Source organism: Neorhizobium sp. T7_12 (genome assembly GCF_002968535.1).
Taxonomy (GTDB): Bacteria; Pseudomonadota; Alphaproteobacteria; order Rhizobiales; family Rhizobiaceae; genus Neorhizobium; species Neorhizobium tomejilense.
In genome coordinates, this window is the sequence record NZ_PVBK01000004.1 from 255,634 (window position 1) to 282,023 (window position 26,390).

Sequence of the window (26,390 nt, forward strand, 5' to 3'; positions counted from 1 at the left end):
GTCTTCACATCTGAGCCAACCGGTTCAGTTGAGAAAAGGGCGGTCCTCGGATCGCCCTTTTTGTTTTGTCGTTGATTTCCGGCCAATCCGATGAGGTTTCAGCGCATACGGAGCAGGTATTCCGCAGCATTGAAGGGATTGGCGCCTGAACGTTGGCGCGAACGCGGCGGATCGGGCATCCGGGCATAGTGATCGAAGGAATATTCCATCGTACCCATGCCGCTCGTCAGCCCCGGCAATTGTTGCAGTATGCCTTGAGTCGTCGTGGATGCAGTCGTGCCTTCCAGCCGGGCCACGCCATTTGCAATCGCCGCTTGCCTGGTTATCGCACCGGATTTCGCAAGCATGGCATGTACACCGCTTAAAGCCGCGGCAGGCACTTCAAGGCAAAAGCGGTCGATCGGTTCGCAGACGATGGTTTGCGCCGCCGACAGAGCAGCCGCCAGCACCAGCGGCGTCAACCGACGAAAATCGGCAGCGGTGCTCACCGGCGAGCTATGCCGGGCCGCGGTCATTGCGACGTGGCAATCGATGATCTGCCAGCCGAAAGGCCCCTGTTTCAGCGTTTCGAATACGGTGTCCTCGACCGCCCGATAAAAGCTTGCGGGCATTTGGCCGACATCCACTTCCAATGCGAAGCTGTTGCCGGCCCCTTCCGGTCGCGGCTCGACGCGCAGCCCGACTGTCGCCATGAAGGGATTGGGCTCATTGAATATGATCTCAAGGCCGGCACCGGTTCCGACAAGCCTTTCCACGCAGATGACCGTGCTCTCCTCGAAGATCGCTTCGAGACCGAAATCCGCCAGCAGGGTCGATTGGATGACCTCCTTCTGCACCTCGCCATACAGCGACACGAAGACTTCGTCGGCGGCGTCGTTGCGACGCAGGTTGATCAGCGGGTCCTGCTCGGCCAATTGGTTCAGCGCCAGCCAGAGTGCCGCATTGTCGGAGGGGCGCTTGGCCAACACCCGGGTTTCAAGGGTGGGCGGAGCAAAGTGAGACTGGGCGCCGGAGAGCAGATCGTTTCCCACCGCATCCCCTATCCGAGCGCTGGCCAGCCCGTTTACGCGAGCGATCTGCCCTGCGTGGAAACTGGTGACGGGATGGGTCTCGCCGGCCTTGAAAACCTGGATCCCCGTCACCCTTGCCGGGCCTTTGGGCAGATCCAGGTATTGCCGGAGCTGGACCGTGCCGGATGTCAGATACATGTAGGACAGCTTTTCGCCGCCCCACCCGCGTTCGATCTTGAAGATCTTCCCTGCGATCAGGCCATCCGGGTCGAGCGCGCGGCTGGGCAGCAGAACCGCGATGGCCGATGTCAGCGCAGACAAGCCGACGCCGGTCATCGCCGCTCCTGCGAATGCGGGGTGCACCAGCCCCCTCGCGACCTGATCGGCCAGAGAGTTTCCGAGCCTTTCGGCGGTCAGACGGTCGGGGGCCGTGACATAATCACGGAGCAGTGCGTCGTCGTTGTCCGCCAGCGTTTCGCTGAGTACCGTGAACAACGGTTCGGCAAGCAGGTCGGGCGTCTCCACCTGTACGAGTTTGCTGCCGGGGTCGATGACGGCGGACATCGCAATCGGCCGCACCGCCAGCTGGCGGGCGATATCCTCCAGCACGAGGTCATACTGAGCGCCTACCCGATCGACCTTGTTGATGAAGAAGACGAACGGCACGGCGAGGCGCTGCAGCGCTCGTACCAATACGCGGGTCTGCGCCTGCACGCCCTCGACCGCCGAGACGACGACGACCGCAGCGTCCAGCAACCCAAGTACCCGCTCCACCTCGGCAATGAAATCGGGATGGCCAGGCGTATCCACGAGGTTGACGGCCGTGTCGCCAATCGTAAAGGACACGACCGCAGCACGAATGGTGATACCGCGCTGACGCTCGATCTCGAGGCTGTCGGTCTGCGTATCGCCGGTATCGACGCTGCCCAGCCTGTCGATCACACCGGCATTAAAAAGGAGTCTTTCCGTAAGGCTAGTCTTGCCTGCATCCACATGGGCGAGGATGCCCAGATTCAAAGTGCGCATGGACCCTCAACTTCTCAGAATTTCGAACGTGAATTTCGTGAGAAGGGACTCGGCGCATTGGGACCTCTATGTGCTGATGACCACGGTTTGATGCAAAACCTCTCGTCTTTTGCGGAGGCGCATGTCCAGCTGTACGGAAGTCTCCGAGCATATGTCAAGCGTGGCCATTCTGTCCTGGCGAGCACGAGGCAAGCGGCGCCCATATGCCTCAAACCAATTGCGCAAACCCGCAGCTGACAAAGACCCAGACCACAATTACAGTCGCGCCATGAGTTTCTTCGAGAGCCTGCTCGTCCTGCTGCTTGTCGCGATCGTGCTCCTGCAGATCTCGCGCCGGCTTTCCGTGCCCTATCCGTCGATGCTGGCGCTGGCGGGTGCCGCGGTCGCGCTGGTGCCAGGCATGCCCTATATCTCGCTCGATCCGCACACGGCGCTCGCGCTGTTCATCGCGCCGGCGCTGCTCGATGCCGCGTTCGATTTTCCGCTCGGGACGGCCCGCCGGTTCTGGGTTCCGCTACTTGTCTTTGCGATCGGCGGCGTATGTGCGACGGCGGCCGTCGTCGCCTTTGCGGGATGGGCTTTTGCCGGGCTGCCGATTGCGGCAGCGCTGGTGCTCGGTGCGATCGTCGCTCCCCCCGATGCGGCAGCGGCGACAGCGGTGCTGTCTTCGATGTCGATCCCGCGCACCACCGATACGGTCCTTCGCGGCGAGAGCCTGTTCAACGATGCGGCCGCGCTGCTGATCTTCGATGCGGCGCTTTCGGTACAATCGGCTGGGAGTCTCGACACCGGCGTCGCGCTGCATCTTTCCGTCGCAGTGCCCGGCGGCCTGCTGCTCGGCATCCTTGCCGCCTGGGTGGTCCGGTATCTCATGCGGTTCGTCGCCGGCACGCTCGGCGGCGTCCTCCTGCAGTTCGTCCAGACCTTCCTTCTGTGGATCCTCGCCGAGCGGCTTGGCCTGTCGGCGGTGCTCGCCATCGTCGCCTTCGCGATGACGCTGGCGAGAAGCAGCGAAGCCCGCTCCTCGGCCCGCATGCGGGTGCAGTCCTATGCGGTCTGGACCGCAGTCGTCTTCGTGCTCAACGTCATGGCCTTCCTGCTGATGGGCATGCAGGTTCGCGACATCGTCGGCGGGATGCCGGCCGATCATCTTTGGGACGCTGCGCAGTTTTCGCTGATCACCATCGTGATCGTCGTCGCCGTCCGTTTTATCGTCTGCGTCGGCTACAATCGCCTCACCGCCTGGTACGAGCGCAGCCGCGGCAGGCCGGAACCCGCGACGACGACGCAGGCGCTGCTGGCCGGCTGGTGCGGCATGCGCGGCCTGGTGACGCTTGCGACCGCCTTTGCCCTGCCGATGGACTTTCCGCAGCGCGACGTGGTGGTGCTGACCGCCTTTTCGGTGGTTCTTGCGACCCTCGTCGTCCAGGGACTGACGCTCACCCCGATCATCCGCTGGCTCGGCCTCGACCGCCGTGCCGAAGGGCATGGCGAACTCGCCGTCCTGCGCAGCAAGATCGCCCTCGCCGGCCTTTCCAGGCTCGACGGCGCGACCGAGACGGAGGCGGAACTGCTGCGCTCCAAGTTCCGCATCGAGCAGCTGGCCGCTACCCGTATCGAGGACGCCAACGCGCTCGAGACCTACCGGCGGCTCGCCCTGACGGCGATTGCCGCGCAGCGCGAAGAGCTGGAAAAGCTTCGCTCGGTGCACAAGGTCAATGTCGACGAATACAATCTGCTGCTCGAGGAGATCGACTGGCGCGAACTTTCGGTCCTGCCGGAAGATGCGCGCAGGATCGAGGAAATCTGATCCGCCGTTCAGTCAGTATTGTGGCGGGTAACGAAATGCCGGCACGGCATGCGAAGGGCGGCCTGGAAGCCGCCCCGTTATACCGATCTACAGTTCCGCGTTGCGCAATCAGTAGATATCGCGGCCGTTGTTGCTCTTGCGGTAGATGTTGCGCGAGGCGCGGTCCTGCATGCGCTCGATCCGCTGACGCTCCCGATAGGAAATGTAGCCGTCACGGCCGGCACGGGACTGCGCCCGGTCGATGCGATATTGCTGGCGGGAGAGGTTGCGCAATTCGCGCGGCGTCAGCTCACCCCGGGCCATGCCGCGATAGATGCGGTATTCCTGGCGGTTTTCCCGCGCCTCGCTGCGGTAGGTCTGGGCAAGGCTCGGAACGGCGGAGGCGACCAGAAGGGCGAGCGTGGTGATGATGATCTTCTTCATGAGGGGTCCTTTCATCGGCAATGATCGCATGTTGAAGGAGAAACGATGAACCTTTGCTGAAGGTTGCGTTCAGCAAACAGGAGCATCCTTGGAAATCTTTGGCGAGGGCGGCAGGAGGCGGCACAGCATCGGCCGTGCGATCGATTGTCTCTTTTTATCGAACAAACCGTCAATCATTGTTCATCTTCCAGATACGGGCGAAATGGGGCAAATACGGCCCCAGAGAATTCAACCCGCGTGTCCCACCAGAGACACCGATCCGGAGATCCCAAAATGTCCACCACCGCTACCAATTCCCTGCTTCTCGTCGGCCGCGTCCTCCTGTCCGGCATGTTCGTCATGTCCGGTTTCCAGAAGCTCATCGATCCCGCCGGCACCGCCGGCATGATCACCGGTGCCGGCCTTCCGGCCGGCATGCTGCTCGCCTATGTCGCGGGCCTGTTCGAACTGGTCACCGGCCTTGCCGTGCTGACCGGCTTCCAGACGCGCATCGCAGCGCTGCTGCTGGCTCTCTTCTCGGCTTTCACCGCGTTCGTCTTCCATTCCGGCGCTATCAACGTCCCGAACTTCCCGGAGGCCGCCAATGGTCTGCTGACGCTCTTTAACAGCCTGATGATGATGAAGAACCTGACGATTGCCGGTGGTTTCCTGGCTCTCGCCGCCGTCGGCGCCGGTGCATTTTCTGTCGACGCCCGCCGCGGTTCTGTCGCAATCGCTGCCTAAGCTTTCGAAATTCCCTGCCCAAGACTGCCCGCCGGATGAGAAGTCCGGCGGGTATTTTTTTGACCTCAATCGGTCTGGACGGCCGGCAGTCCGCTCATTTCGGGCAGCCAGGAAACGGCCGAACGGCACCAGATCTGGCGCTGCGGCTTCAACTCCGCCCGCTGGTCGATACTGCCCCAGCGGATGCCCCAGATCCTGGCCGCCTCACCTTCGCCATTGACGAAAAGCGGCGAGCCGCATTCGGGGCAGAAATACTGCTGGCGGACACGGCCGCTCTCGGCAACCTTGCGATAGAGCTTTGGCTCGTGCCCGGTGAGCTTCAGATCGCTTTCCGGTACGACGGCGGTGACGCGAAACGGCGAGCCGCTGAGCGTCTGGCAATCGGTGCAATGGCAAATACTGATCCGTTTCGGATCGAGTTCAGCCTCATAGGTCACATACCCGCAATGGCATCGACCGGTCACGTGCATCGTGCTTCCTCCTCTTCAAAACTCAGAGCGCGGCGCGGACTGCCTCCACGATCCTGGCGATCCGCGGATCCTTTTCGTGAGCCGGCTTGCGGGCCCTGACCAGGCAGGCTTCCGACTTCAGGATCACCCCATCCGACAGGATCTTCAGGTGGTTGGCCCTGAGCGTCGATCCTGTGGAAGTGATATCGACGATGATATCCGCCTGGCCGGCAGCCGGCGCGCCTTCCGTGGCGCCGAGGCTTTCGACGATGCGGTAGAGCTGGATGCCGTGCTGGCTCGAAAAGAACTGCTGGGTGAGCCGCCAGTATTTCGTGGCGATGGCCAGCCGCCGGCCATGGCGGGCGCGAAAATCCGCCGCCACGTCGCCGAGGTCGGCCATGGTTTCGACGTCGAGCCAGATTTCCGGCACCGCGACCACCACATCCGCGTGGCCGAAGCCTAGGCGGGCGCAGAATTCCACCCGCCCGTCGGCGCCGGCCATGCCTTCGCGCACCAGGTCTTCGCCGGTGACGCCGAAATCGACGGCGCCGCTCGCAAGCTCGCGGGCAATCTCCGAGGCAGAGAGATAGGCGACCTCGACGCCTTCCATGCCCTCGATACGGCCACGATAGGAACGGTCGTTGCCGACGGCGGAAATGGCAAGCCCGGCACGATCGAAGATTGCCGCGGTGTCTTCCTTGATGCGGCCCTTGGAGGGCAGAGCGATGGTGATCGTACTCATTTCGATGCCCTCGCAACTTCGATGCGGTCGAGCCAGAGCGAGAAACCGACAGCCGGAATATGCTCCCTGGCGCCGAGCAGGGTCAGCAGCCGGTCGAAACGGCCGCCGCCGGCGAGCACTGCCGACGACCCCGCCTCGGTCACCTCGAAGACGAGGCCGGTATAATAATCGAGCGGCCGGCCGAAGGCGGCGCGGTAGGTCATGGCGGAGAGATCGGCGCCGGCATTGGCGAGTGCTGCGAGCCGGGCATCGAAGCGGGAAACCGCCGCGCCGAGCTTCAGGCCGGCGGCATCGGCAAAGCCGGCCAAGGCGGCGGGCGCTTCGGCGAGCGGCAATTGCAGCGTCAGGAATTCGCGCAGCAGGAGCAGCGCGGTGCCGTCGAGCCGGGTTTCGGCCAGTTCCAGCTTTTCCTTCAGCCTTCTCGCGATCTCGGTCGGCGAGCGGCTGGCATTGGTGGAATAACCGGTCTCCTGCATGGTGCGGTCGATGCGGGCGACGAGATCCGTCTCGTTGTCCGAAGCGATCAGTTCGGCGATCTCCGGATCGAGGCCGGTGACCGGCTGGGGCTTGGCGAGCCGTTCCAGCAACGCTTCGAGGTGGGCCATGTCGCCGAACGCATGGATCAGCCGCCGCTGCCAGCCGAACGGCAGGCCGAGCGCCTTGACCACCGCCTCGAACACCGCCTGGTCGCCGAGCGTGAGCGCGAGCTTGCTGCCGGGCAGCAGCGCTTTCAGGATGCCGGTCGCATCGCCGATGGCGCGGGCGTCGGAGCTGGCGATATCCTTGTCGCCGAGATCTTCTATGCCGGCCTGGTAGAATTCGTGGGAACCGTCCCGGCGCTGGCGGAAGACTTCGCCGAGATAGGAATAACGCTTCGGCGTGCCGGTCGCCGTCTCGATGTGGCGCAAGCAGACGGGAATGGTGAATTCCGGCCGCAGGCAGAGATTGGCACCGGTCTCGCTTTCGGTGAGGAAGATGCGGCGGCGCAGATCCTCGCCGGCCATGTCGAGGAAGGGTTCGGCGGGCTGAATGACCGGCGTGTTGACCCGCTCGGTGCGGCGGGCGGCGAATTCGGCGAGGAGGTCGCTGGAGAAGTCGGGCATGTCGATCAGGGGCATGGGATGGCTCCCCAGGAATACCCCCCTCTGCCCTGCCGGGCATCTCCCCCACAAGGGGGGAGATCACAAGCGGCATGACCGACGCCCCCGAAGGAGCGCTGCAAAGGACGCGACGTTAGATAGGGAGCGGTGAGCAGGAGCCCAGCCAATCTCCCCCCTTGTGGGGGAGATGTCCGGCAGGACAGAGGGGGGTAGCACTCAAGCATTGCCCGCCCTTTTCCGATCCTCCGCCTGAGCCGACAGGATTTCCTTCACCTTGGCGACCAAATCCGCCTCGGGAACGGTTTCCTGCGCTACACGCGCCTCGCGCCAGCTCGCATTGTCCTCGATCTCGCCGGACAGGCGCTTGCCCTCGATCAGGTCCTTCAGCTGCACGACGCCCTGCGCCCGCTCGTCGCCGCCCTGGATGATGGCGATCGGGCAGCCGCGGCGGTCGGCATATTTCAGCTGGTTGCCGAACTTCTTCCAGTTGCCCTGGTACATCTCGGCGCGGATGCCCTCGTTGCGCAGCGCCTGGGTGAAGCGCTGGTAACGGCCCATGCTCTCGACATCGCCATCCATGACGGTCACCAGAACCGGGGCGATCACCTCGTCCTGGCCGAGCTTGCCGAGGTTCTTCAGCGCCGTCATCAGGCGCGAGACGCCGATCGAGAAGCCGGTGGCTGGAACCGGCTGGCCCATGAAGCGCGACACGAGGCCATCATAACGCCCGCCGCCACCGACCGAGCCGAACACGACCTTTTCGCCTTTTTCGTTGGTGACGTCGAAGAGAAGTTCGGCTTCGAAAACCGGACCGGTGTAGTATTCGAGGCCGCGGACGCAAGACGGGTCAATTTTGACCCGGCCGTCACTATAGCCAGCCTCTGTGATAAGCGACTCTATCAGCTTGAGTTCGGCAAAGCCTTCCGTGGCGGCAGTACTTGCTTGAAGGCGGACATTTATTTCGTCAATTTTGGGTTTCGAACCTAACCCCAGCAAAAAGGGTTGGCTGGTAACGACCGCGATTACAAACTCAATAGTTTCATCGTCCAATCCGACCCCTTTGGTGAAGTCGCCGGATTCATCCTTGCGGCCAGAACCGAGCAGAAGCTCGACGCCCTTAGGACCAAACTTGTCGAGCTTGTCGATCGCCCGCAGCACGTTCAACCGCTGGCCCGCCTTGTCGTCGCCGCCAAGTCCGATCGCCTCCATGACGCCATCCAGAACCTTGCGGTTATTCACCCGGATCACGTAATCGCCGCGCTTGATGCCGAGCGCTTCCATCGTGTCAGCCATCATCATGCACATTTCGGCATCCGCCTGGACGCCCGGCGCGCCGACCGTATCGGCGTCGAACTGCATGAACTGGCGGAAACGGCCCGGGCCCGGCTTCTCGTTGCGGAAGACATAACCGGCGCGATAAGTGCGGAACGGCAGCTGGATCTCGTTGAAATTTTCCGCGACATGGCGGGCGAGCGGCGCCGTCAGGTCGTAGCGCAGGCTCATCCACTGGTCGTCATCATCCTGCAGCGAGAACACGCCCTCGTTCGGGCGGTCGCTGTCGGGCAGGAATTTTCCGAGCGCATCGGTATATTCGAACAGCGGCGTCTCGACCGGATCGAAACCGTAGCGCTCGTAGACCTCGCGGATTTTCGCGGTCATCTCGTTGGTGGCGTGGATATCGGCGGCGGAACGATCGACGAAGCCGCGCGGTAGGCGGGCTTTCAGTTTCTGAGGTTTTTTGCTCTTGTCGTTCATGATCGGAATTCCATTGCCAAAGGCCCCGGAGAGGCCGGATTTGTGTGCGGTTTCTTAGAGGATAGAGGCCGGAGCGGCAAGGGCGGCGTCATGCCGGATACTGGAAGGTGCGGACATAAAGTGCTATACGGACGAAGTCCCCGCCACAAAGGAATGCGCCGTGGGTAAGCACGCTCCCATTGAGCTCCCTGATGAGACGATCGAACGGCTCGAAGCATTGGCTGAGCGGACCGGAAAAGATCCTTCTGTTTATGTCACCGAGGCTGTGGAGCAGTTGTTGGAAGATATGGAAGATCTGCGTCTGGCCGAAGAGGCTACGCTCAGAATCCGGCGCGGAGAATCCGAAGTGATCAGCAGCGAGGAGTTCTGGCGTGGCTTGGTCGATTGAATTCGACAAGCTGGTCCGAAGACAAGTCGAAAAGCTCGATCCTCAAGTCCAAAAACGTATCCATTCCTTTCTTTATAACCGTCTGGCAAAGCTCGACAGTCCGCGCCAGGCAGGCGAAGCCTTACACGGATCCGAACTGGGCAAGTTCTGGCGCTACAAGGTCGGCGATTACCGCATCATCTGCGACATCCAGGACCACAAGCTCGTCGTGCTGGTGATCGAGATCGGCCACCGCAGCAAGGTCTATCGCTAATTCATGCTCACCGAAGCTCTCCAATACGCCGCGACCTCGTTGGTCACGCCCAAAAAATTCCGTCCCTTCATCCATTCATCGGTCAGCCTGTGGTCGCGGGCCGGGCGGTGCGCGAAGGATTGGGCAGCGCATGAGGAGAACTGCAAGACCTTCATTCGAGAGACGGTGGCTGGAATGAAGCAGCGGCGGACCTGCGTCGTGCTGGGGTCAGGCCTGCTGCGCGACGTGCCGATCGACGATCTGGCAGCGAAATTCGATACGGTGGTGCTGGTCGATCTCGTGCATCTGGCGAACGTGCAGATGAGGCTGAAGGCGAAGCGGTTCGCGAATGTCCGGCTGATTTCTCGCGACCTCTCCGGCTTCGACGATGCGGTCGCAGCCAAAAATCCCGAGCCGCTGTCGTTCCTGCGGCAGGTGCCGTATCTCGATCTCGTCGTCTCGGCCAATATCCTGTCGCAGATCGGGGTGGGATCGAAACGCCGGCTGGAGGCCGAGAACAATCCCGCGCGCGACGAGATACTGCAGCGACTGGTCCGGACGCATCTCGACGGCCTCACCGCACTGCCCTGCAAGACGGCTCTGATCACCGATACCGCCTATCGCGTCGCCGATCGGGAGGGCCAGGTGCTGGAAGAGTCCGACCTGCTCTGCGGCGTGCCGGCGCCGGCGGCGAAACGGGCTTGGACCTGGCCGGTCGCGCCTTATGGCGAACTCAGCAAGGTGTATCAGGCGGTGCACGATGTCATCGCCTTGTGATCTCGGCGCGGTTGATTTCCGCGAGGACGACCGTAGATTCGGAACCATCCGCGCCGCTGACGCCCCTCCCCGCGCGTGACGTAAATTCGGCTCACGTCATCATCAAAACTCTGCCGGACACGGAAAGGAAAACCTATGTCTGCAAAAATCATTCTCATGACCGCCGCCCTCTCCGCTCTCGTGACCGGCCCGCTCGCCGCGCAGGAGATGAAAGGGATAGACCACTCCAAGATGAGCATGCCGACGGGCGGCAGCCCCTCCACCAAGGCTTTCGAAGATGCGAACGCCAAAATGCACAAGGACATGGCGATCCAGTATTCCGGAGATACGGATGCGGATTTCGTGCGCAGCATGATCCCGCATCACCAGGGCGCAATCGACATGGCAAAGATCGAGCTTGCGCATGGCAAGGACCCGGAAATCCGCAAGCTCGCTGAAGCCGTCATCAAGGCGCAGGAGGCGGAAATCGCCGACATGCAGGCCTGGTTGAAGGCGCACGGCAAGTAACAAGCCTTGATGCAGATCGGCGTCGGGCAGGCTTTCATCTTGCCCGGCGCCCCCTTTTTCGCCATATCAGCGGATGGAGGCAGATCCATGCGCCCGATTACCGCTATCGGCTTCGATGCCGACGATACGCTGTGGCAGAACGAACAGTATTACCGGCTGACGGAGGAACACTTCGCCAAGCTGCTCGGCGGGTTCGCCGAAGGCACGCATATTGCGGAGCGGCTGCTGGAAGCGGAAAAGCGCAATCTTTCCCACTACGGTTTCGGCATCAAAGGGTTCACCCTGTCGATGATCGAGACGGCGATCGAGATCACCAACGGCAAGGTGCCGACCAGGACGATCAGCGAAATTCTCGATATCGGCCGCGACCTGCTGCGCCATCCGGTGGAAACCCTGCCGCATGTGGAAGAGACGCTGGAGGCCCTGAACGGCGAATATCTGCTGGTGCTGATCACCAAGGGCGACCTGTTCGACCAGGAGCGCAAGCTCGCCCAGTCGGGCCTCGGCGATTTCTTCGATGCGGTCGAGATCGTCAGCGAGAAGAACGCCACCACCTATCGCCGCATCTTCTCGAAGGTCGCGGACGGACCTGAACGGGCGATGATGGTCGGCAATTCGCTGAAATCCGACATCGTGCCGGCAATCGCGGCCGGGAGCTACGGCGTATTCGTGCCGCACGCGCTGACCTGGGTTCTGGAACATGTGGACGCGCCGACCGACGCGCCGCGCTTCCGCCAGATCGAACATCTGGGCGAACTGGGATCGGTGCTGTCGGAAATTACGGGCGCCTGAACTTCAGCCTGAGTTCATCGACTTCGCGCTGGCAGAAACAGCCGTCGAGATGGTCGTTGACCATGCCCATCGCCTGCATGAAAGCGTAGACGGTGGTCGGCCCGACGAAGGTCCAGCCGCGTTTCTTCAGGGCTTTGGACAACGTTACCGACACCGGCGTGGTGGGGTTGGCCCTGAGCGTCGCAAGATCCATCACCTCCGGACGCTGGTGCGGCCCCGGCTCGAAACTCCAGAAGAACTTTGCGAGCGAACCGAACTCGCGCTTCAGTTCGATGGCGCGGGCGGCATTGTTGATGGTCGAGACGATCTTGCCGCGATGGCGGATGATGCCCGCGTCGGCCAGGCAGCGGGCGATATCCTCCTCGCCGAACTGCGCGATTCTTTCGAAATCGAAACCGGCAAAGGCGGCGCGGAAATTTTCGCGCTTCCTCAGGATCGTCAGCCAGGACAGGCCGGACTGGAAACCTTCCAGGCAAATCTTCTCGAACAGGCGGATGTCGTCCGTCACCGGCCGGCCCCATTCCTCGTCGTGATAACGCCGGTAGTCTTCGAGACCGCCATGCCAGGCGCAACGTCCCTTGCCGTCTTCGCCGACGATGATTCCCGCCTTTTCCATTCCCAATTCCTTTTGGCCCGATCCTTTGGTTAAAGGGCTTTTGGCCGGCTTTAACATTGGTCAACCATGTTTCAAAACCGGGCGGTAACCCTGCCAAAAGGTTTATAGGCCGGCCGGCTTGGAATGTTCCACCCGTTTACCATTCGCTTTCACCTCGCGGTCACCATGTTCGTCAACACCGACGCCAAATTATCCAAAAGTTTGAGGGGCGTCCGGTCGGTGATTTGTAACGTGTGGATCCGATCATGAAGAAAACCCTTTTCCTGGCCTTCGGCCTTGCCGCCGCCTTTTCCAGTTCCGCCACGTTTGCCCAGGACCGCTATCGCGAGCGCCCGCCCGTGGTCGTCAGCCCCGATCTTGCCGCCCCGTGGGTGATGCAGCTCGCCGGGCCGAACGGTCGCCCGGTTGTCTATCCGCGCCAGGCCGCCCAGCAGCGCGCCATCTATCAGCAGCGCGACCAGCAGCCGGTGGTTCGCCGCGGCATCTTCGACCGCTCCACCGTGCAGCCGGTGGCGATGCGGCCGCAGCCGATCCGCAGCCGGATCGAACCGCAGTTCCTCCCCCAGACGGTCGCCTACGACAGCAAGGAAAAGGCCGGCACCATCATCATCGATACCAACAACCGTTTCCTCTATCTGGTCACGGGCAACGGCCGGGCGCGGCGTTACGGCGTCGGCGTCGGCAAGCCGGGCTTCGAATGGGCCGGGGAGCACCGGGTGACCCGCAAGGCAGAGTGGCCGGACTGGACGCCACCTTCCGAAATGATCAGCCGCGAAGCCGCCAAGGGCCATTACCTGCCGGCCCGCATGGAAGGCGGACCCGAAAATCCGCTCGGCGCCCGCGCCATGTATCTCGGCTCGACGCTCTATCGCATCCACGGCACCAATGCCCCCTGGTCGATCGGCAGCGCCGTCTCTTCCGGCTGCATTCGCATGCGTAACGAAGATGTCACCGACCTCTACGAGCGGGTGAACATCGGCACCAAAGTCGTCGTCATGTAACGCCGGCAAATGCCAAAGGTGAGGCGGCGGAGACACAGTACCGCCGTCTTTTTGCCATCACATCTTCTTTATTACATCTATCCCCGCTTGCTTTGATGCCCGAGTCGGTTAGCCTCCGCCGTTCAACAGAGCGGAGAGGATTTGGGAATGAAGACAGGGGGAATGGGGGCAGGCAAGACCTTCGCGATGGCCGTCGGAATGGCTGGCGCGATCTTCTTTACCGCCGGACAAGCTAGCGCAATCAACCCGGCGGCAGCGCCTATCGAGCGCCCCGCGGGCGACGTGACGCTTGTCGCGATGCCACGGGAAGTTCCGGAACAATTCAAGCGCCGCGTGGTGCGCTTCTCGACGACCGAGAAACCCGGCACGATCATCGTCGATACCAACAACAAGTTCCTCTACTATATCGAAGGCCCGAACCGGGCGACCCGCTACGGCATCGGCGTCGGGCGCGAAGGGTTCGGCTGGTCGGGCGTGGTCAATGTCGGCCGCAAGGCGGAGTGGCCCTCCTGGACGCCGCCGGCCGAGATGCGCGTTCGCGAACGTCGCGCCGGCCGCATTCTGCCGGCCGTGCAGGAAGGCGGCATCGACAACCCGCTCGGCGCCCGCGCCATGTATCTCTACAAGGGCGGCCGCGATACGATCTTCCGCATCCATGGCACCAACCAGCCCTGGACGATCGGCCTCAACATGTCGTCAGGCTGCATCCGGATGATGAACAAGGATGTCGAGCATCTCTATTCACGCGCCGACATCGGCACGAAGGTGATTGTCATCGGCCCCGGCAACCGGCAGGGGAACGTCGATTTCAAGGATCGCGGCATCGATATTTTCGGCACAATTTTCGGCGGCTGAGACACCCCGCCAAAGGTCAAAAAGGGCAGCAAAAGCTGCCCTTTTTGGGGGTTTAGACTTCGTTAACCATAAATCGCCTAGCTTCGTCGGCGACTGATGCAGAAAAAGCACAGACCGCCGATGCATCCGCCGCTAAACATTCAGTCATCAAAAGCCAACGTTCCTCCCTGCAGGCTGATTCATGCGCAAAATTCTTTCTTTCGCTTTCGCTTCCACGCTTCTCACCGCTGGTCTTGCTTATATTGCTCCGGCTCAAGCGGCCGACATGACACCAGCGACCCAGGCCTATGTGGCTCCGGTTCACACCGGCGGATTTGAAATCTCCGGTTACGGCGGTTACCAGTTCGCGCCGCACTCCGATGTCGACGTCTCCGACGGACCTGACTTCGCAGCCGGCTGGGATACCAAGCCCTTCGCGATGCCGCCCTACTGGGGCGTCCGCGGCACCTACTGGTTCGACGGCGGCGCCCTGACGAACTGGGGTGTTTCGCTCGATTACACCCACGCCAAGGTCTATGCAAACGACGAAACCATGGCCAAGGCCGGCGGCTGGAGCGTCTTCGAATTCACCGACGGCCTGAACCTGCTGACGCTCAACGCGCTCTACAAGTTCCCGATCGAAGGCAGCAAGTGGACGCCTTATGTCGGCGCCGGTGTCGGTATCAACGTGCCGCATGTCGAAGTGACCCGCGCTTCCGGCCGCACCTTCGAATATCAGTTCGGTGGCGCGACGATCCAGGCCCAGGCCGGCGTGAAGTACCAGCTCACCGAAAAGTGGTCGATGTTCGCCGAATACAAGGGCAACTACTCGTTCGTGGATGTGGATATCGACAGCGGCGCTTCGCTGAAGACCAACATCCTGACGCACGCCATCAATCTCGGCGTCTCCTACAAGTTCTAAGGCTCAGGCCTTTGACGAAAAAAGCCGGCGATTTCGCCGGCTTTTTTATTGAGCAGAATTTTATCCGGCCGGGATTTTTTCCGGCTTCGGGCCGCCATAAGCCCAATCCAGAAGCTCCACCGTGTGCAGGATCGGGATTGTGGTGCCGGAGGCGATCTGGGTGATGCAACCGATATTGCCGGTGGCGATCACGTCGGCCTTGGTGGCCTCGATATTCCGCACCTTGCGGGCCTTCAACTGCTCCGAGATGTCCGGCTGCAGGATATTGTAGGTGCCGGCCGAACCGCAGCACAGATGCCCCTCGCCCGGATCGCGGACAGTGAAGCCCGCCGCCTTCAGCAGGTTCTTCGGCGCCATGGTGATCTTCTGGCCGTGCTGCATCGAACAGGCGGAGTGATAGGCGACGTTGAGCCGCTTCGGCTCCAGCCTCGGCAGGTCGAGCGCCGACAGATATTCGGTAATGTCCTTGGCGAGGTTCGAGACCTTGGCCGCCTTGTCCGCATAGGCCGGATCGAGGCGAAGCATGTGGCCGTAGTCCTTGATCGTCGTGCCGCAGCCCGACGCGGTGATGATGATCGCATCGAGGCCGCCCTTGTCGATCTCGCGCATCCAGACATCGACATTGCGGCGGGCAAAATCGAGCGCCTGCTCCTCGCGGCCCATATGGTGGACGAGCGCGCCGCAGCAGCCCTCGCCTTCCGGCACCACGACTTCGACACCGAACCGGGCAAGAAGCCGGAGGGTGGCTTCGTTGATGCCCGGATCGAGCACCGGCTGGGCGCAGCCTGACAGGATCGCAACGCGGCCCCGCTTCTCGCCCTCGGGCGCTTGCGTGATGGGGATCGCCGATTGGGAAATTCTGGCTGCGGATTTCGGCGCGAGATCCAGCATCGCGCCCAGCGGCTTCAGCGCGGGAATACGCTTCAGGAGCGGCGCGAACGGGCGACCGAGCCTCGCGAAACCAAGTGCCGTGCGGAAGCGGGCGGGATAGGGCAGAACGGCGGCGAGCAGGTCGCGGATCAACCTGCCCATCAGCGGCCGCCGGTAGGTATTCTCGATATGGATGCGGGCATGGTCGACCAGGTGCATATAGTCGACGCCGGACGGACAGGTGGTGACGCAGGCAAGGCAGGAGAGACAGCGGTCGATATGTGTGACCACCTCCTCATCCGCAGGCCGGCCGTTTTCCAGCATGTCCTTGATCAGATAGATGCGGCCACGCGGGCTGTCGAGTTCGTTGCCGAGGGTGACATAGGTGGGACAGGTGGCGGTGCAGAACCCGCAATGAACGCAGCGGCGGAGGATCTTTTCCGATTCGGCCACATGCGGATCGGCGAGCTGGGCGAGAGTGAAGTTGGTTTGCATTTATTGGGTATCCCTCGCATTTCCGCCGATCGCTCCGCGTTCTGCCAGCCCCCCTCTGGCCTGCCGGCCATCTCCCCCACAGGTGGGGAGATCGGCAAGACGCGCGGACATCACTTTATCGGCTACCGTCGATATGGGCGAAACGTTGCTCCGATTCGATCTCCCCCCTTGAGGGGGAGATGTCCGGCAGGACAGAGGGGGGTATGCCGAGAACACTACCATGGCCGCAATCACCCCATCTTCCCCGGGCAGAAAATGCCGGCCGGGTCGAGCTTCTGTTTTACGCGCGCCGAGAGGGCCGCCACCGCATCCGGCAGCGGCTCGAAAGCCTGCGTCCCCGCGCGCACCGCATCCGATGCCCGCAGAAGCGTCGCGTGGCCGCCGCCGAGAGCGCGGATATAGCGACGCAGCAAATCCGCTTCCGGGTCTGCTTCCATGCGCATCCAGACCAACCCGCCCTGCCAGTCGTAGAAGGCATCGACGCCGGTTTCCAGCCGGAGGGCGGCAACGAGTTGATGGCCCGCAGATGGGGCGACCGAGACGCGCCAGACGGGTTTGAGGGTCCCATCCGAATAAGGATAGACATCGCGGATCTGGCGCCAGAGCGTTTGGCTCTCCTCCAGGCCGAGCCGGGAGACCGGACCGAATGCCTCCATGACGGCCGCGAGTTTTTCGGCACGCACGGAAACCGACGCGGCAAGGCCTTCAAGACGCAGGACGGTCGCCTCCCCGCTCGCCAAGGCACCGCCGAGAAAACGGAACCGGACGGTCTGCGGCAGGTGGGCGGCGCCCGATACTTCGACCGGCAGCGCCATCGCCGCCGCCATCGCCTTTGCGGCCACCGCGTCGTCGAGCCCGGAGATGACGATGGTCTCCACCGTCTGCGGCACCGGCAACACCCGGAAAGTCACCTCGGTCAGGAACCCGAGCGTGCCGTGTGAGCCGGCGAGCAGTTTGACGAGATCGAGGCCGGTGACGTTCTTCATCACCCGTCCGCCGGCGCGGATCGCCTCGCCCCGGCCGTTGATGAACCGGATGCCCAGCAGGCTGTCGCGGGCAGCACCCGAGACGAAACGGCGCGGGCCGGACACATTGGCCGCAAACACACCGCCGATCGTCGGTTCGCCGAGCGTGCCCATCACGCCGCGATGATCCATCGGCTCGAAAGCCATCATCTGCCGGTTGGCGGCAAGCGCGGCCTCGATCTCGGCGACCGGCGTGCCGGCTTTGACCATCATCACCATTTCCGCCGGCTCGTAGTCGACGATGCCGGAAAGGCCGGTCGAGTTCATCATTTCGGCAGGCTCGGCGGCGTTGCCGAAACCGGCGCGGGTGTTGCCGCCGCACAGCGCAAGCTTCTTGCCGTCGCCGGCGGCATTGCGGATGATATAGGCGGCGTCCGTTTCGGAATTCGGTATCAGGGTCATGCGGCAGGCCGTCCATCCAGCGGAAAGACCTTGGACGGGTTGAGTATCCAGCCTTCGTCGAAAGCGTAGCGCACCGCCATCTGCTGGTTGAGGTCAGCCTCGGAATACTGGTGGCGCATCAGGTCACGTTTCTCGATGCCGACACCATGTTCGCCGGTCAGGCAGCCGCCGGCATCGACGCAGAGTTTCAGGATCTCGTTGCCCGCCTCCTCGGCCCTGGCCGCATCCTCGGGGTCGTTGGCATTGAACAGGATCAGCGGATGCATGTTGCCGTCGCCGGCATGAAAGACGTTGGCGACCCTGAGCCCGAAACGATCGACGATCTCGGAGGTCTTGTTGAGCACATAGGAGAGCTTGCCGAGCGGCACCGTGCCATCCATGCAGATGTAATCGGCGATGCGGCCCGTGGCGCCGAAGGCGGATTTGCGGCCTTTCCAGATCAGCGCCGCCTCGGTTGCCGACTGGCTTTCGCGCACCGTCTTGACGCCATGGCGCCCGGCGATCTCGACGATCGCCTTCAGCATCGCGTCCATCTCGGCCTCGGAACCCTCGACTTCGACGATCAGCAGCGCTTCCACGTCGAGCGGATAACCCGCATGGGCGAACGCCTCGCAGATCTCGATCGCCGGCTTGTCCATGAACTCGATGGCAACTGGAATGATCCCCGAGCCGATGATATCCGCAACGCAGGCGCCGGCATGCTCGGACGTATCGAAGCCGAACAGGACAGGGCGGGCGCCTTCCGGCTTGGCGATCAGCCGAACCACGGCCTCGGTGACGATGCCGAGCTGGCCTTCCGAACCGCAGACGAGGCCGAGCAGGTCGTAACCCGCCGCATCCAGATGTTTGCCGCCAAGCTCGATCATCGTGCCGTCGACCAGCACCATCTTCACGCCGAGCAGGTTATTGGTGGTGACGCCGTATTTCAGGCAGTGGGCGCCGCCGGAATTCATGCCGATATTGCCGCCGATGGTGCAGGCGAGCTGCGAGCTCGGATCCGGTGCATAGAAAAAGCCGTCGATGCCGACCGCTTCGGAAATGTTGAGGTTGGTAACGCCGGCCTGCACGGTGGCGGTGCGGTTGGCGTAGTCGACTTCCAGGATGCGCGACATCTTGGACAAGCCGAGCACGACCGCATCCTCCTGCGGGATGGCGCCGCCGGAAAGCGAGGTGCCGGCCCCGCGCGGCACGACCGGAATGCCATAACGATGACAGTATTTCATCACCGCGGCCACCTGCGCCGTGGTCTTGGGCAGGGCGACGGCGAGCGGCAGGCGGCGATAGGAGACGAAGGCGTCCGTTTCGAAAGGCACCAGCTCGCGCGCCTCATGCACCAGGCATTCGGGCGGCAGGAGCTCGGTCAGGTCGGCAATGATTGCCGCCCGGCGCGATAGCACCGCCTCGCGAGGCTTCAGAAAACTGATCGTATCGGCCACCGGCTCCTCCTAAAGACATTCAACTGGTATACTTTTTTTACCAGTGATACAAGAAGCCCGAACGCCCGGCTGACATCACCTGATTGGAGACGGCAAAGTTGACGCATGAGCTTTTCGCGCCGGTGCCGCATGGTCGAACTGCGGACGAGGTCATCCTGCAGATCGAGAGCCTGATCCTGAACGGCGTACTGCGCGACGGCGATCGCCTGCCGGGCGAACGCGAGCTGGCGCAGAGGTTCGATGTTTCCCGGCCGATCCTGCGGGAGGCGCTGAAGGAGCTTGAGGCACGCGGGCTGCTGGTGAGCCAGCATGGCGGCGGCACTTACGTGGCCGATATCGTCGGCCAGATCTTCTCGCCGCCGCTGGTCGCCCTGATCCGCCGGCACCAGCGGGCGGTTCACGACTATCTGGAATATCGTCGCCAGCTCGAAGGCATGACGGCGGAACTTGCCGCCGAACGCGCGACGGACACCGACAAGCAACTCATCGAGCGCATCCTGGAGACGATGCGCAGCGCGCATCGGGACGGGCGTTTCGAGGACGAACTGACATCCGACGTCGAGTTCCACAATGCAATCGGCGATGCGGCGCATAACATCATTCTCATGCACACCCTGCGCGCCTGCTACCGGCTGCTCAGCGACGGGATCTTTTACAACCGCCGCATCATCTTCAATGTCGGTAGCGCCCATGATGCCGTGATGACGCAACACGAGGCGATCGGCCAGGCGATCCTCGACGGTGATCCTGCCAAAGCCCGAAAGGCTGCGGAAGACCATATCGACTTCATCTCCAAGGTCACCAACGAGACCGAACGCACGGGAGAATGGAGCCGAATCGCGCAACTCAGGATGATTCAGACCACGATCTGAAGCCCGTCCTGCAGATGGCCGGACGTCATGCACAGCTACAATTGAACACCTGTGCAAATTTCTATTGACGTGAAACTAAGTGGCCTCACAATGGTTAGCGCTTCCGTAGTGGTTATCCACCGTGATTCTTCTCAAAAGGAGCCGCTGAGGGTCGTTAATCCTCGCGCAAGCATTATATTAGTAAATTACCATTTGCTGGAGGACTAAACAGAAATTGGGCTTGATGGATCGGGTTACGAGCAATCTCAGGTTGATGCTGCAGCGGCCGCCGCGGCAGCAATATGCTGCGCTTTGCTACCGGATAAAAAAGAAGCCGGGACAACTCGAGGTTCTTGTTGCGACCAGCCGCGATACCGGCCGCTGGGTCGTGCCCAAGGGCTGGCCGATGACCGACAAGAAAGCTCACCAGGTCGCCGAACGGGAAGCGTTCGAAGAGGTTGGCGTCAAGGGCAAGGTGGAGAAGGAACCACTCGGTTTCTATCACTACCGCAAGACCCTCGATAACGGCCTCAAGATCCCTGTGCGGGTGCAGGTTCACGCGCTCGAAGTGGACGAATGCCTGAAGAGCTATCCGGAAAAGGGCTCTCGAACGCTGGAATGGGTTTCCTGTGAAGAGGCCGCGATGCGCGTCAACGAACCGGAACTGAAGATTCTCTTCCTGCAGTTCGCCGAACGAATGCAGCCGCGCATTCCGCAGCTTGCAATCAAGGCTGCAAGTTAGAGCGCTTCGAAGCACCTTCACAATTCCGCAATATTGCCTTCGCCTGCGCACGCTATTAAGCGATAGGCCTTGATTTCTTCCGGGAAGCGGAGACGGCAGGCAGTTCCGTTCTCGCGCCTCACTTTTCACCCAAGGATGGAGATATGGGCCAGAGAAGGCCGCGCCTGGCGAAGCCGACGCTCGACAAGGATCTGGAGAAATTCTCCTCCGTTGAGGAAGCCACCCGGCAGATGTCGCGCGGGCTTGCCGCACCGGGAACGGCACTGCTGTTCATCATCCTCGTCGCCATCTTTGCGGCCGCCTATGTCACCGGCAAACCCGGAGCCGTCGTCGTCATCGCCGCCTCCGGCCTTGCCGCCTACATGGCGATGAACATCGGCGCCAACGACGTCACCAACAATATCGGCGCGGCTGTCGGCGCCCGTGCCATGACCATGACGTTCGGTCTCGGTCTTGCGGCCGTTTTCGAAGTGGCAGGTGCCGTGATCGCCGGCCGGGGCGTCGCCAACACGATCGCCAACGGCATCATGCAGGGCGGTATGATCACCAGCCCCGACGTGCTGATATGGGCGATGATGGCGGCACTCCTCTCGGCCGCGGTGCTGATCAACGTCGCGACCTGGCTCGGCACACCGATTTCCACCACCCATTCGATCGTCGGCGGGGTCATGGGTGCCGGGATCGCGGCCGCCGGACTATCCGCAGTCAAGTGGGGAACGATTGCGGGCATCACCGCAAGCTGGGTCTTTTCGCCGATCCTCGGCGCCGTCATTGCCGCCTCCTTCCTGTTCTTCGTCAAGGAAACCATCATCTACCGCGAGGACAAGATCGCCGCGGCGAAGAAGTGGGTGCCGGTGCTGATCGGCGTGATGACTGGCGCCTTTGCAGGCTATCTGGCGCTGCTCGGGCTGGGAGAACTGGTGGACGTGTCGGCGCCGGTTGCCACGCTCGTCGCTCTCCTGACCGGCCTCGCTGCCTGGCGCCTGCTGATCCCGGTGATCGCCCGGCAGGCCGAGGGGCTTGAAAACCGCAATCAGTCGCTTCGCACGCTCTTCCGTATTCCGCTCATCCTTTCTGCGGCCCTCCTCTCTTTCGCGCATGGCGCCAATGACGTTTCCAACGCCATCGGTCCACTTGCGGCGATCGTTTCTGCGGCCCAACGGGGCATTTCGACCGGCGTGCGCATCCCGCTCTGGGAGCTGATCATCGGCGGCCTCGGGATCTCGCTCGGCCTGCTGCTCTATGGCCCGAAGCTGGTCCGGCTGGTCGGCGCCGAGATCACCAAGCTCAATCCGATGCGCGCCTATTGCGTCTCGCTGTCGACGGCGCTGACGGTGATCGTTGCCTCCTGGATCGGGCTGCCGGTTTCCTCGACCCATATTGCCGTCGGTGCGGTGTTCGGCGTCGGCTTCTTCCGCGAATGGTATACCCGCCATTCCCGACGCCGCTTCGAATACATGCGGGTGCGGGCCGGCAAGGAGCTCGATACCACCGAGCCCTTCGAGCGCAATGATGACGAGTTGAAACGGCGTTACCTGGTGCGGCGCTCGCATTTCCTCAGCATCATCGCGGCGTGGATGATCACTCTTCCGGCGGCCGCAACCCTTGCGGCGCTGATCGCCACGGCTATGTTCGCGCTGTTCGTCTAGCTTCGAGGTTTCCATGCGCGCCAATTTCCGGATGCAGAGGCTGTTCATCGAGGCGCCGCTCGGCGCCGATGCCCGCCATGAGGTTTCGTCGGAGCAGTTCAACTATCTCGCCAACGTGCTGAGGATGGAGGAAGGGGCAGCGATCCTGCTCTTCAACGGCCGCGACGGCGAATGGAAGGCGAAGATCACCTATCCGACCCGCAAGAAGATCGTGCTGGAAGCGGTCGAGGAAACCCGGCCGCAGCCGCCGGCCTCCGACCTGCATTATCTCTTCGCCCCGCTGAAGGTCGGCCGCCTCGACTATCTGGTGCAGAAGGCGGTCGAAATGGGTGCGGGGTTCATCCAGCCGATCATGACCCAGCATGTGCAGGGCAAGATCACCAGCATGGACCGGCTTCAGGCGAATGTGGTGGAGGCCGCGGAACAGTGCGGCATTTTGTCGGTGCCGGAGGTCGCGCCACCGAAGAAACTCGGCGACCTGCTCGATACCTGGCCCCACGATCGGCGCATCATCTTCTGCGACGAAGGCGACGAGGGCCAGAACCCGCTGCCGATCCTCTCGGCGATCAAAGAGAGCAAGCTGGCGCTGCTGGTAGGCCCCGAAGGCGGATTTTCGGACGAGGAAAGGGAAAGGCTGCGTTCGCTTTCCTTCGTCACCGCGATACCGCTCGGGCCCCGGATATTAAGGGCGGATACGGCCGCGGTGGCGGCGCTTGCGGTCCTCCAGGCAGCGGTCGGCGACTGGCGTTGACCCGCTTGACATGACGGCCTCGAAAATTCTGAATCTATCTTGAAAGAAATTCACTTGCAGCGCACATCAATCCGGTCCAATCAGCCGGCTATCTGTCCAGATCAGGCATTCCGAGCAAGGTAATTTTCATGGCCCGCGATACGACCGACCAGACACCGCTTACCTCGGTGTCCGAGCTTTCCGCCTACCTGGCGCAGGGACCGCGGCCGAAAGAAGATTTCCGCATCGGCACGGAGCATGAGAAATTCGCCTTTTTCCGAGCGGACAACAGCCCGGTTCCCTATTTCGGCGACGCCAGCATTTCCGCGCTGCTCAAGGGCATGGAAAAGAAGCTCGGCTGGGAGCCCATCCTGGACGGCGAAAACATCATCGGGCTCGGCGAGCAGTCCGGAATGGGCGCGATCTCCATCGAGCCCGGCGGCCAGTTCGAGCTTTCCGGTGCGCCGGTCGAGAACATCCATCAGACCTGTCGGGAGTCCAACCAGCATCTCGCCGTTCTGCGCGAGATCGCCGAACCGATGGGCATCCGTTTTCTCGGCATCGGCGGCAGCCCGAAATGGACGCTCGCGGAAACTCCGCGCATGCCGAAATCCCGCTACGACATCATGACGCGCTACATGCCGAAGGTCGGTGCCAAGGGTCTCGACATGATGTACCGCACCTGCACGATCCAGGTGAACCTCGACTTCTCCTCGGAAGCTGACATGGCCGCAAAGATGCGCGTGTCGATGAAGCTGCAGTCGATCGCGACCGCGCTGTTTGCGTCCTCCCCGTTCACCGAAGGCAAGCCGAACGGGCTGGTCTCCTGGCGCGGGGACATCTGGCGCGACACCGACAACCAGCGCTCCGGCGTACTGCCCTTCGTGTTCAGGCCAGATTTCGGCTTTGCCGACTATGTGGAATGGGCGCTCGACGTGCCGATGTATTTCATCGTCCGCGACGGCAAATACCATGACTGCACGCATGTCACCTTCCGCCAGTTCATGAACGGCGCCCTGAAAGGCGAGGTCAAGGACTGGGAACCGACGATGGGCGACTGGACCAACCACCTTTCCACCCTCTTCCCCGATGTCCGCCTGAAGCGTTTCCTCGAAATGCGCGGCGCCGATGGTGGCCCGTGGCGGCGGATCTGCGCGCTGCCGGCCTTCTGGGTCGGCCTGCTCTACGACGACACGGCGCTTGCCGACGCCGAGACGCTGACGGCCGACTGGACGGTCGAGGACGTCATCGCCATGCGCGATGCCGTGCCGGCGAAGGGCCTGAAGGCCGAAATCAAGGGCAAGTCGGTGCTCGACGTCGCACGCGAGGCGGTAGCGATCTCCAAGGCGGGTTTGAAGGCACGGGCGCGGCTGAACGGCGAAGGACAGGACGAAAGCATCTTCCTGCAACCGCTTGACGAAGTGCTCGCCAAGAAGACGACCATGGCGGACGACCTGCTGTCTCTCTATCACGGCCGCTGGAACGGCTCGGTCGAGCCGGTGTTCGAGGAATACCAATACTGACCAGATTGAGATCGGTTCTAAAAACCGGTTTCCGTCCAGCACTTTCCGGATATAGTGGTGTATCACACAACCGGAAAGGATTCTCCATGCTGCCACTGTTCGACATGATGCTCAGGGCTCAGAACGGCGCAGGCATGGAGGCGATCGCCAAGCAGTTCAACCTGGCTCAGGAGCAGGCCACCCAGGCCATGGCGGCGCTGATGCCCGCTTTTTCCTCCGGGTTCAAGCGCACCAGTGCCAATCCCTATGATCTCACCTCGCTGATGAGCAGCATGGTGTCCGGCGCGTACGGTAAATATTTCGAGGACCTGACCAAGGCCTTCACGCCGCAGGGCACGATGGACGGCAACGCGGTGCTCGAAAAGCTGTTCGGCTCCAAGGAAGTCTCCCGCGCGATCGCGGCGCAGGCCGAACAGCTCACAGGGATCGGCCAGGAAGTCTTCAAGAAGATGATGCCGGCCATGGCCGACACATTGATGGGCGGGCTGTTCAAGCAGATGAGCGGTCAGATGACCGGCGCCAACGAAGCGTTCGCCGCCTCCCCCATCGGCCAGATGCAGCAGCAATGGCTGGAAAGCATGGGCCTGCAGCCCAAGGCGAAACCGCAGGCGGCTGCCAATCCCTTCGACAATCCCTTCGCGCAGGCGATGCGCTCCATGTGGGGGCTCGACAAGCCGGAACAGCCGCAGCCTTCGAGCGGCAACCCGTTTGCGGACAATCCCTTCGCCAAGGCTTTCCAGGACATGATGGGCGGCGCCTTCACGAGCCCCAGCCCGGCGGCAGCCCCGACGCCCGAGAAATCCAAGGAAGCGCCGGCGGACGAACCCAATCCCTATCGCGACGTGCTGAACAACATGTTCGACAGCGGGCTGGAAGTACAGAAGAGCTACCAGAAGAACATGGAAGCGATCTTCGACACCTATCTGCGCAATGGAACGGGCGGCAATGACGAAGCAGCGGCCACGCCTGCCGCTCCAAAGCCTTCCAAATAAAAAAAGCCCGGCACGGATCGACCGGCCGGGCAAGCAGCAGGGCTATTGGCTATCACCCTGCGGGGAAAAGGTCAGGCAAGATCAGCGATTGGCCGGTCTTGCAAAGCGGTGCCGCGCACGCTCGCGAGCGGAGCGGGACAGAAGCAGCGACGGATCATCCAGCACGCCGGACCGATCGAGCGCCATCACCACATCATGCCGTGTGATGCCGATATCGTTGAGCTGGCGGTCGTCGAGATCATGGAGGCGATTGCTCGCCAAACGATTGCGAAAGGCACGCCATACGGATTTCGTTCGCAGCATCACGACAGCCAGACGGCCTTGCGTGCCGCGCTCCTCGTGAACCAGATCGAGTTCAGTTCCGCAGTCGGTCGTGCTCATTGGTCTATCCTTTCGCAGGCACGAGAAAGGCCGTCCCTTCCGTGGAGGTCCGACGGAAAGGCTGCCCGGATTGGGTGCTCAGGGAAGAAGCACCCTTCGATTTTGATTTGCGATCTCCTTATCGCGTAAAACCTATTGATCAGTCCAACGAATGTTTCTAATGATTAGCATCAACCTCTCTGATGGA

General features: G+C 62.2%; 27 protein-coding genes. 16 read left to right on the forward strand and 11 right to left on the reverse strand.

Annotated elements, in window-relative coordinates; translation table 11 throughout:
• Positions 1–98: 98 nt before the first annotated feature.
• Complete coding sequence (locus C5J26_RS12780) at positions 99–2,036, reverse strand: translation factor GTPase family protein (protein WP_105402079.1); 1,938 nt, start codon at positions 2,034–2,036, stop codon at positions 99–101.
• A 268-nt stretch (positions 2,037–2,304) separates the two neighbouring features.
• On the opposite strand from C5J26_RS12780, the gene C5J26_RS12785 reads away from it, so the two are divergent.
• On the forward strand, positions 2,305–3,846 hold the full coding sequence (locus tag C5J26_RS12785) for a sodium:proton antiporter (protein ID WP_105402080.1): 1,542 nt from the start codon (positions 2,305–2,307) through the stop codon (positions 3,844–3,846).
• 108 nt (positions 3,847–3,954) lie between these two features.
• Here C5J26_RS12785 and C5J26_RS12790 read toward each other — a convergent pair whose 3' ends face one another.
• Positions 3,955–4,269, reverse strand: coding sequence for a hypothetical protein (locus tag C5J26_RS12790; RefSeq protein ID WP_105402081.1), 315 nt, complete (start codon positions 4,267–4,269; stop codon positions 3,955–3,957).
• Positions 4,270–4,542: 273 nt separating this feature from the next.
• On the opposite strand from C5J26_RS12790, the gene C5J26_RS12795 reads away from it, so the two are divergent.
• Complete coding sequence (locus tag C5J26_RS12795) at positions 4,543–4,992, forward strand: DoxX family protein (protein ID WP_105402082.1); 450 nt, start codon at positions 4,543–4,545, stop codon at positions 4,990–4,992.
• A 65-nt stretch (positions 4,993–5,057) separates the two neighbouring features.
• Here the strand turns inward: C5J26_RS12795 and C5J26_RS12800 are convergent, their stop codons facing one another.
• The 4 genes from C5J26_RS12800 to hisS all read right to left on the reverse strand — a co-directional run bounded on the left by C5J26_RS12800 (position 5,058) and on the right by hisS (position 9,038).
• Positions 5,058–5,462: a GFA family protein gene (locus C5J26_RS12800; protein WP_105402083.1), complete on the reverse strand. Its 405-nt coding sequence runs from the start codon at positions 5,460–5,462 to the stop codon at positions 5,058–5,060.
• A gap of 22 nt (positions 5,463–5,484) precedes the next feature.
• Positions 5,485–6,183 (reverse strand): ATP phosphoribosyltransferase, encoded by a 699-nt coding sequence (gene hisG / locus C5J26_RS12805; RefSeq protein WP_105402084.1) that lies wholly within the window; start codon positions 6,181–6,183, stop codon positions 5,485–5,487.
• Positions 6,180–7,301: an ATP phosphoribosyltransferase regulatory subunit gene (locus C5J26_RS12810; RefSeq protein ID WP_105402085.1), complete on the reverse strand. Its 1,122-nt coding sequence runs from the start codon at positions 7,299–7,301 to the stop codon at positions 6,180–6,182. The genes hisG and C5J26_RS12810 overlap by 4 nt, the downstream gene beginning before the upstream one ends.
• A gap of 198 nt (positions 7,302–7,499) precedes the next feature.
• Complete coding sequence (hisS, locus tag C5J26_RS12815) at positions 7,500–9,038, reverse strand: histidine--tRNA ligase (protein WP_105402086.1); 1,539 nt, start codon at positions 9,036–9,038, stop codon at positions 7,500–7,502.
• A gap of 160 nt (positions 9,039–9,198) precedes the next feature.
• On the opposite strand from hisS, the gene C5J26_RS12820 reads away from it, so the two are divergent.
• From C5J26_RS12820 to C5J26_RS12840, 5 genes are all read left to right on the forward strand, one after another.
• Positions 9,199–9,426, forward strand: coding sequence for a ribbon-helix-helix domain-containing protein (locus C5J26_RS12820; RefSeq protein WP_105402087.1), 228 nt, complete (start codon positions 9,199–9,201; stop codon positions 9,424–9,426).
• The gene (locus C5J26_RS12825; RefSeq protein WP_105402088.1) at positions 9,410–9,679 is read left to right on the forward strand and encodes a type II toxin-antitoxin system RelE/ParE family toxin; all 270 of its coding nucleotides are present in this window, start codon (positions 9,410–9,412) and stop codon (positions 9,677–9,679) included. The genes C5J26_RS12820 and C5J26_RS12825 overlap by 17 nt, the downstream gene beginning before the upstream one ends.
• A 3-nt stretch (positions 9,680–9,682) precedes the next feature.
• Positions 9,683–10,435, forward strand: coding sequence for a hypothetical protein (locus C5J26_RS12830; RefSeq protein ID WP_105402089.1), 753 nt, complete (start codon positions 9,683–9,685; stop codon positions 10,433–10,435).
• 135 nt (positions 10,436–10,570) lie between these two features.
• Positions 10,571–10,942, forward strand: coding sequence for a DUF305 domain-containing protein (locus C5J26_RS12835; protein ID WP_105402090.1), 372 nt, complete (start codon positions 10,571–10,573; stop codon positions 10,940–10,942).
• Positions 10,943–11,029: 87 nt separating this feature from the next.
• Positions 11,030–11,734, forward strand: a complete 705-nt coding sequence (locus tag C5J26_RS12840) for an HAD family hydrolase (RefSeq protein WP_105402201.1) — start codon at positions 11,030–11,032, stop codon at positions 11,732–11,734.
• Here C5J26_RS12840 and C5J26_RS12845 read toward each other — a convergent pair.
• Positions 11,721–12,350, reverse strand: a complete 630-nt coding sequence (locus C5J26_RS12845; RefSeq protein WP_105402091.1) for a DNA-3-methyladenine glycosylase I — start codon at positions 12,348–12,350, stop codon at positions 11,721–11,723. The genes C5J26_RS12840 and C5J26_RS12845 overlap by 14 nt on opposite strands.
• 245 nt (positions 12,351–12,595) lie before the next feature.
• Between C5J26_RS12845 and C5J26_RS12850 the strand changes: the two genes are divergently transcribed.
• The 3 genes from C5J26_RS12850 to C5J26_RS12860 all read left to right on the forward strand — a co-directional run bounded on the left by C5J26_RS12850 (position 12,596) and on the right by C5J26_RS12860 (position 15,107).
• Positions 12,596–13,351 carry a L,D-transpeptidase gene (locus C5J26_RS12850; protein WP_371681916.1) on the forward strand — a complete coding sequence of 252 codons (756 nt, stop codon included), beginning with the start codon at positions 12,596–12,598 and terminating at the stop codon, positions 13,349–13,351.
• Positions 13,352–13,513: 162 nt separating this feature from the next.
• A complete protein-coding gene (locus C5J26_RS12855; RefSeq protein WP_105402092.1) occupies positions 13,514–14,206 on the forward strand; it encodes a L,D-transpeptidase in 693 nt (230 codons plus the stop codon).
• A 181-nt stretch (positions 14,207–14,387) separates the two neighbouring features.
• Positions 14,388–15,107, forward strand: a complete 720-nt coding sequence (locus C5J26_RS12860) for an outer membrane protein (RefSeq protein WP_105402093.1) — start codon at positions 14,388–14,390, stop codon at positions 15,105–15,107.
• A gap of 60 nt (positions 15,108–15,167) precedes the next feature.
• On the opposite strand, the gene glcF is transcribed toward C5J26_RS12860, so the two are convergent.
• The 3 genes from glcF to C5J26_RS12875 form a co-directional block, all read right to left on the reverse strand.
• Positions 15,168–16,472 (reverse strand): glycolate oxidase subunit GlcF, encoded by a 1,305-nt coding sequence (gene glcF / locus C5J26_RS12865; protein WP_105402094.1) that lies wholly within the window; start codon positions 16,470–16,472, stop codon positions 15,168–15,170.
• Between the two features lie 230 nt (positions 16,473–16,702).
• The gene (locus C5J26_RS12870; protein ID WP_105402095.1) at positions 16,703–17,899 is read right to left on the reverse strand and encodes an FAD-binding protein; all 1,197 of its coding nucleotides are present in this window, start codon (positions 17,897–17,899) and stop codon (positions 16,703–16,705) included.
• Positions 17,896–19,335 (reverse strand): FAD-linked oxidase C-terminal domain-containing protein, encoded by a 1,440-nt coding sequence (locus tag C5J26_RS12875; RefSeq protein WP_046630906.1) that lies wholly within the window; start codon positions 19,333–19,335, stop codon positions 17,896–17,898. Before C5J26_RS12875 ends, C5J26_RS12870 begins: the two co-directional genes overlap by 4 nt.
• A gap of 98 nt (positions 19,336–19,433) precedes the next feature.
• On the opposite strand from C5J26_RS12875, the gene C5J26_RS12880 reads away from it, so the two are divergent.
• The 6 genes from C5J26_RS12880 (at position 19,434) to C5J26_RS12905 (ending at position 25,822) form a co-directional block, all read left to right on the forward strand.
• The gene (locus C5J26_RS12880) at positions 19,434–20,207 is read left to right on the forward strand and encodes a FadR/GntR family transcriptional regulator (protein WP_105402096.1); all 774 of its coding nucleotides are present in this window, start codon (positions 19,434–19,436) and stop codon (positions 20,205–20,207) included.
• A 214-nt stretch (positions 20,208–20,421) separates the two neighbouring features.
• On the forward strand, positions 20,422–20,928 hold the full coding sequence (locus C5J26_RS12885) for an NUDIX hydrolase (protein ID WP_105402097.1): 507 nt from the start codon (positions 20,422–20,424) through the stop codon (positions 20,926–20,928).
• A gap of 143 nt (positions 20,929–21,071) precedes the next feature.
• A complete protein-coding gene (locus C5J26_RS12890; protein ID WP_105402098.1) occupies positions 21,072–22,577 on the forward strand; it encodes an inorganic phosphate transporter in 1,506 nt (501 codons plus the stop codon).
• A 13-nt stretch (positions 22,578–22,590) separates the two neighbouring features.
• Positions 22,591–23,328 carry a 16S rRNA (uracil(1498)-N(3))-methyltransferase gene (locus C5J26_RS12895; RefSeq protein WP_105402099.1) on the forward strand — a complete coding sequence of 246 codons (738 nt, stop codon included), beginning with the start codon at positions 22,591–22,593 and terminating at the stop codon, positions 23,326–23,328.
• A 128-nt stretch (positions 23,329–23,456) separates the two neighbouring features.
• The gene (locus tag C5J26_RS12900) at positions 23,457–24,830 is read left to right on the forward strand and encodes a glutamate--cysteine ligase (RefSeq protein WP_105402100.1); all 1,374 of its coding nucleotides are present in this window, start codon (positions 23,457–23,459) and stop codon (positions 24,828–24,830) included.
• Positions 24,831–24,916: 86 nt separating this feature from the next.
• The gene (locus tag C5J26_RS12905; protein ID WP_105402101.1) at positions 24,917–25,822 is read left to right on the forward strand and encodes a DUF937 domain-containing protein; all 906 of its coding nucleotides are present in this window, start codon (positions 24,917–24,919) and stop codon (positions 25,820–25,822) included.
• 81 nt (positions 25,823–25,903) lie between these two features.
• Here the strand turns inward: C5J26_RS12905 and C5J26_RS12910 are convergent, their stop codons facing one another.
• Complete coding sequence (locus C5J26_RS12910; RefSeq protein WP_105402102.1) at positions 25,904–26,203, reverse strand: DUF1127 domain-containing protein; 300 nt, start codon at positions 26,201–26,203, stop codon at positions 25,904–25,906.
• Between the last annotated feature and the right edge of the window lie 187 nt (positions 26,204–26,390).

Excerpts from the sequence above, each read along its gene's own strand:
- C5J26_RS12845 (WP_105402091.1), bottom strand. The coding sequence starts at position 12,350 with ATGGAAAAGGCGGGAATCATCGTCGGCGAAGACGGCAAGGGACGTTGC.
- C5J26_RS12790 (WP_105402081.1), bottom strand. The coding sequence starts at position 4,269 with ATGAAGAAGATCATCATCACCACGCTCGCCCTTCTGGTCGCCTCCGCC.
- C5J26_RS12860 (WP_105402093.1), top strand. The coding sequence starts at position 14,388 with ATGCGCAAAATTCTTTCTTTCGCTTTCGCTTCCACGCTTCTCACCGCT.
- C5J26_RS12840 (WP_105402201.1), top strand. The coding sequence starts at position 11,030 with ATGCGCCCGATTACCGCTATCGGCTTCGATGCCGACGATACGCTGTGG.
- C5J26_RS12835 (WP_105402090.1), top strand. The coding sequence starts at position 10,571 with ATGTCTGCAAAAATCATTCTCATGACCGCCGCCCTCTCCGCTCTCGTG.
- C5J26_RS12870 (WP_105402095.1), bottom strand. The coding sequence starts at position 17,899 with ATGACCCTGATACCGAATTCCGAAACGGACGCCGCCTATATCATCCGC.
- C5J26_RS12855 (WP_105402092.1), top strand. The coding sequence starts at position 13,514 with ATGGGGGCAGGCAAGACCTTCGCGATGGCCGTCGGAATGGCTGGCGCG.
- C5J26_RS12905 (WP_105402101.1), top strand. The coding sequence starts at position 24,917 with ATGCTGCCACTGTTCGACATGATGCTCAGGGCTCAGAACGGCGCAGGC.
- C5J26_RS12910 (WP_105402102.1), bottom strand. The coding sequence starts at position 26,203 with ATGAGCACGACCGACTGCGGAACTGAACTCGATCTGGTTCACGAGGAG.
- hisS (WP_105402086.1), bottom strand. The coding sequence starts at position 9,038 with ATGAACGACAAGAGCAAAAAACCTCAGAAACTGAAAGCCCGCCTACCG.
- C5J26_RS12785 (WP_105402080.1), top strand. The coding sequence starts at position 2,305 with ATGAGTTTCTTCGAGAGCCTGCTCGTCCTGCTGCTTGTCGCGATCGTG.
- C5J26_RS12795 (WP_105402082.1), top strand. The coding sequence starts at position 4,543 with ATGTCCACCACCGCTACCAATTCCCTGCTTCTCGTCGGCCGCGTCCTC.
- C5J26_RS12830 (WP_105402089.1), top strand. The coding sequence starts at position 9,683 with ATGCTCACCGAAGCTCTCCAATACGCCGCGACCTCGTTGGTCACGCCC.
- C5J26_RS12895 (WP_105402099.1), top strand. The coding sequence starts at position 22,591 with ATGCGCGCCAATTTCCGGATGCAGAGGCTGTTCATCGAGGCGCCGCTC.
- hisG (WP_105402084.1), bottom strand. The coding sequence starts at position 6,183 with ATGAGTACGATCACCATCGCTCTGCCCTCCAAGGGCCGCATCAAGGAA.
- C5J26_RS12850 (WP_371681916.1), top strand. The coding sequence starts at position 12,596 with ATGAAGAAAACCCTTTTCCTGGCCTTCGGCCTTGCCGCCGCCTTTTCC.
- C5J26_RS12800 (WP_105402083.1), bottom strand. The coding sequence starts at position 5,462 with ATGCACGTGACCGGTCGATGCCATTGCGGGTATGTGACCTATGAGGCT.
- C5J26_RS12780 (WP_105402079.1), bottom strand. The coding sequence starts at position 2,036 with ATGCGCACTTTGAATCTGGGCATCCTCGCCCATGTGGATGCAGGCAAG.
- C5J26_RS12810 (WP_105402085.1), bottom strand. The coding sequence starts at position 7,301 with ATGCCCCTGATCGACATGCCCGACTTCTCCAGCGACCTCCTCGCCGAA.
- C5J26_RS12890 (WP_105402098.1), top strand. The coding sequence starts at position 21,072 with ATGGGCCAGAGAAGGCCGCGCCTGGCGAAGCCGACGCTCGACAAGGAT.
- C5J26_RS12900 (WP_105402100.1), top strand. The coding sequence starts at position 23,457 with ATGGCCCGCGATACGACCGACCAGACACCGCTTACCTCGGTGTCCGAG.
- glcF (WP_105402094.1), bottom strand. The coding sequence starts at position 16,472 with ATGCAAACCAACTTCACTCTCGCCCAGCTCGCCGATCCGCATGTGGCC.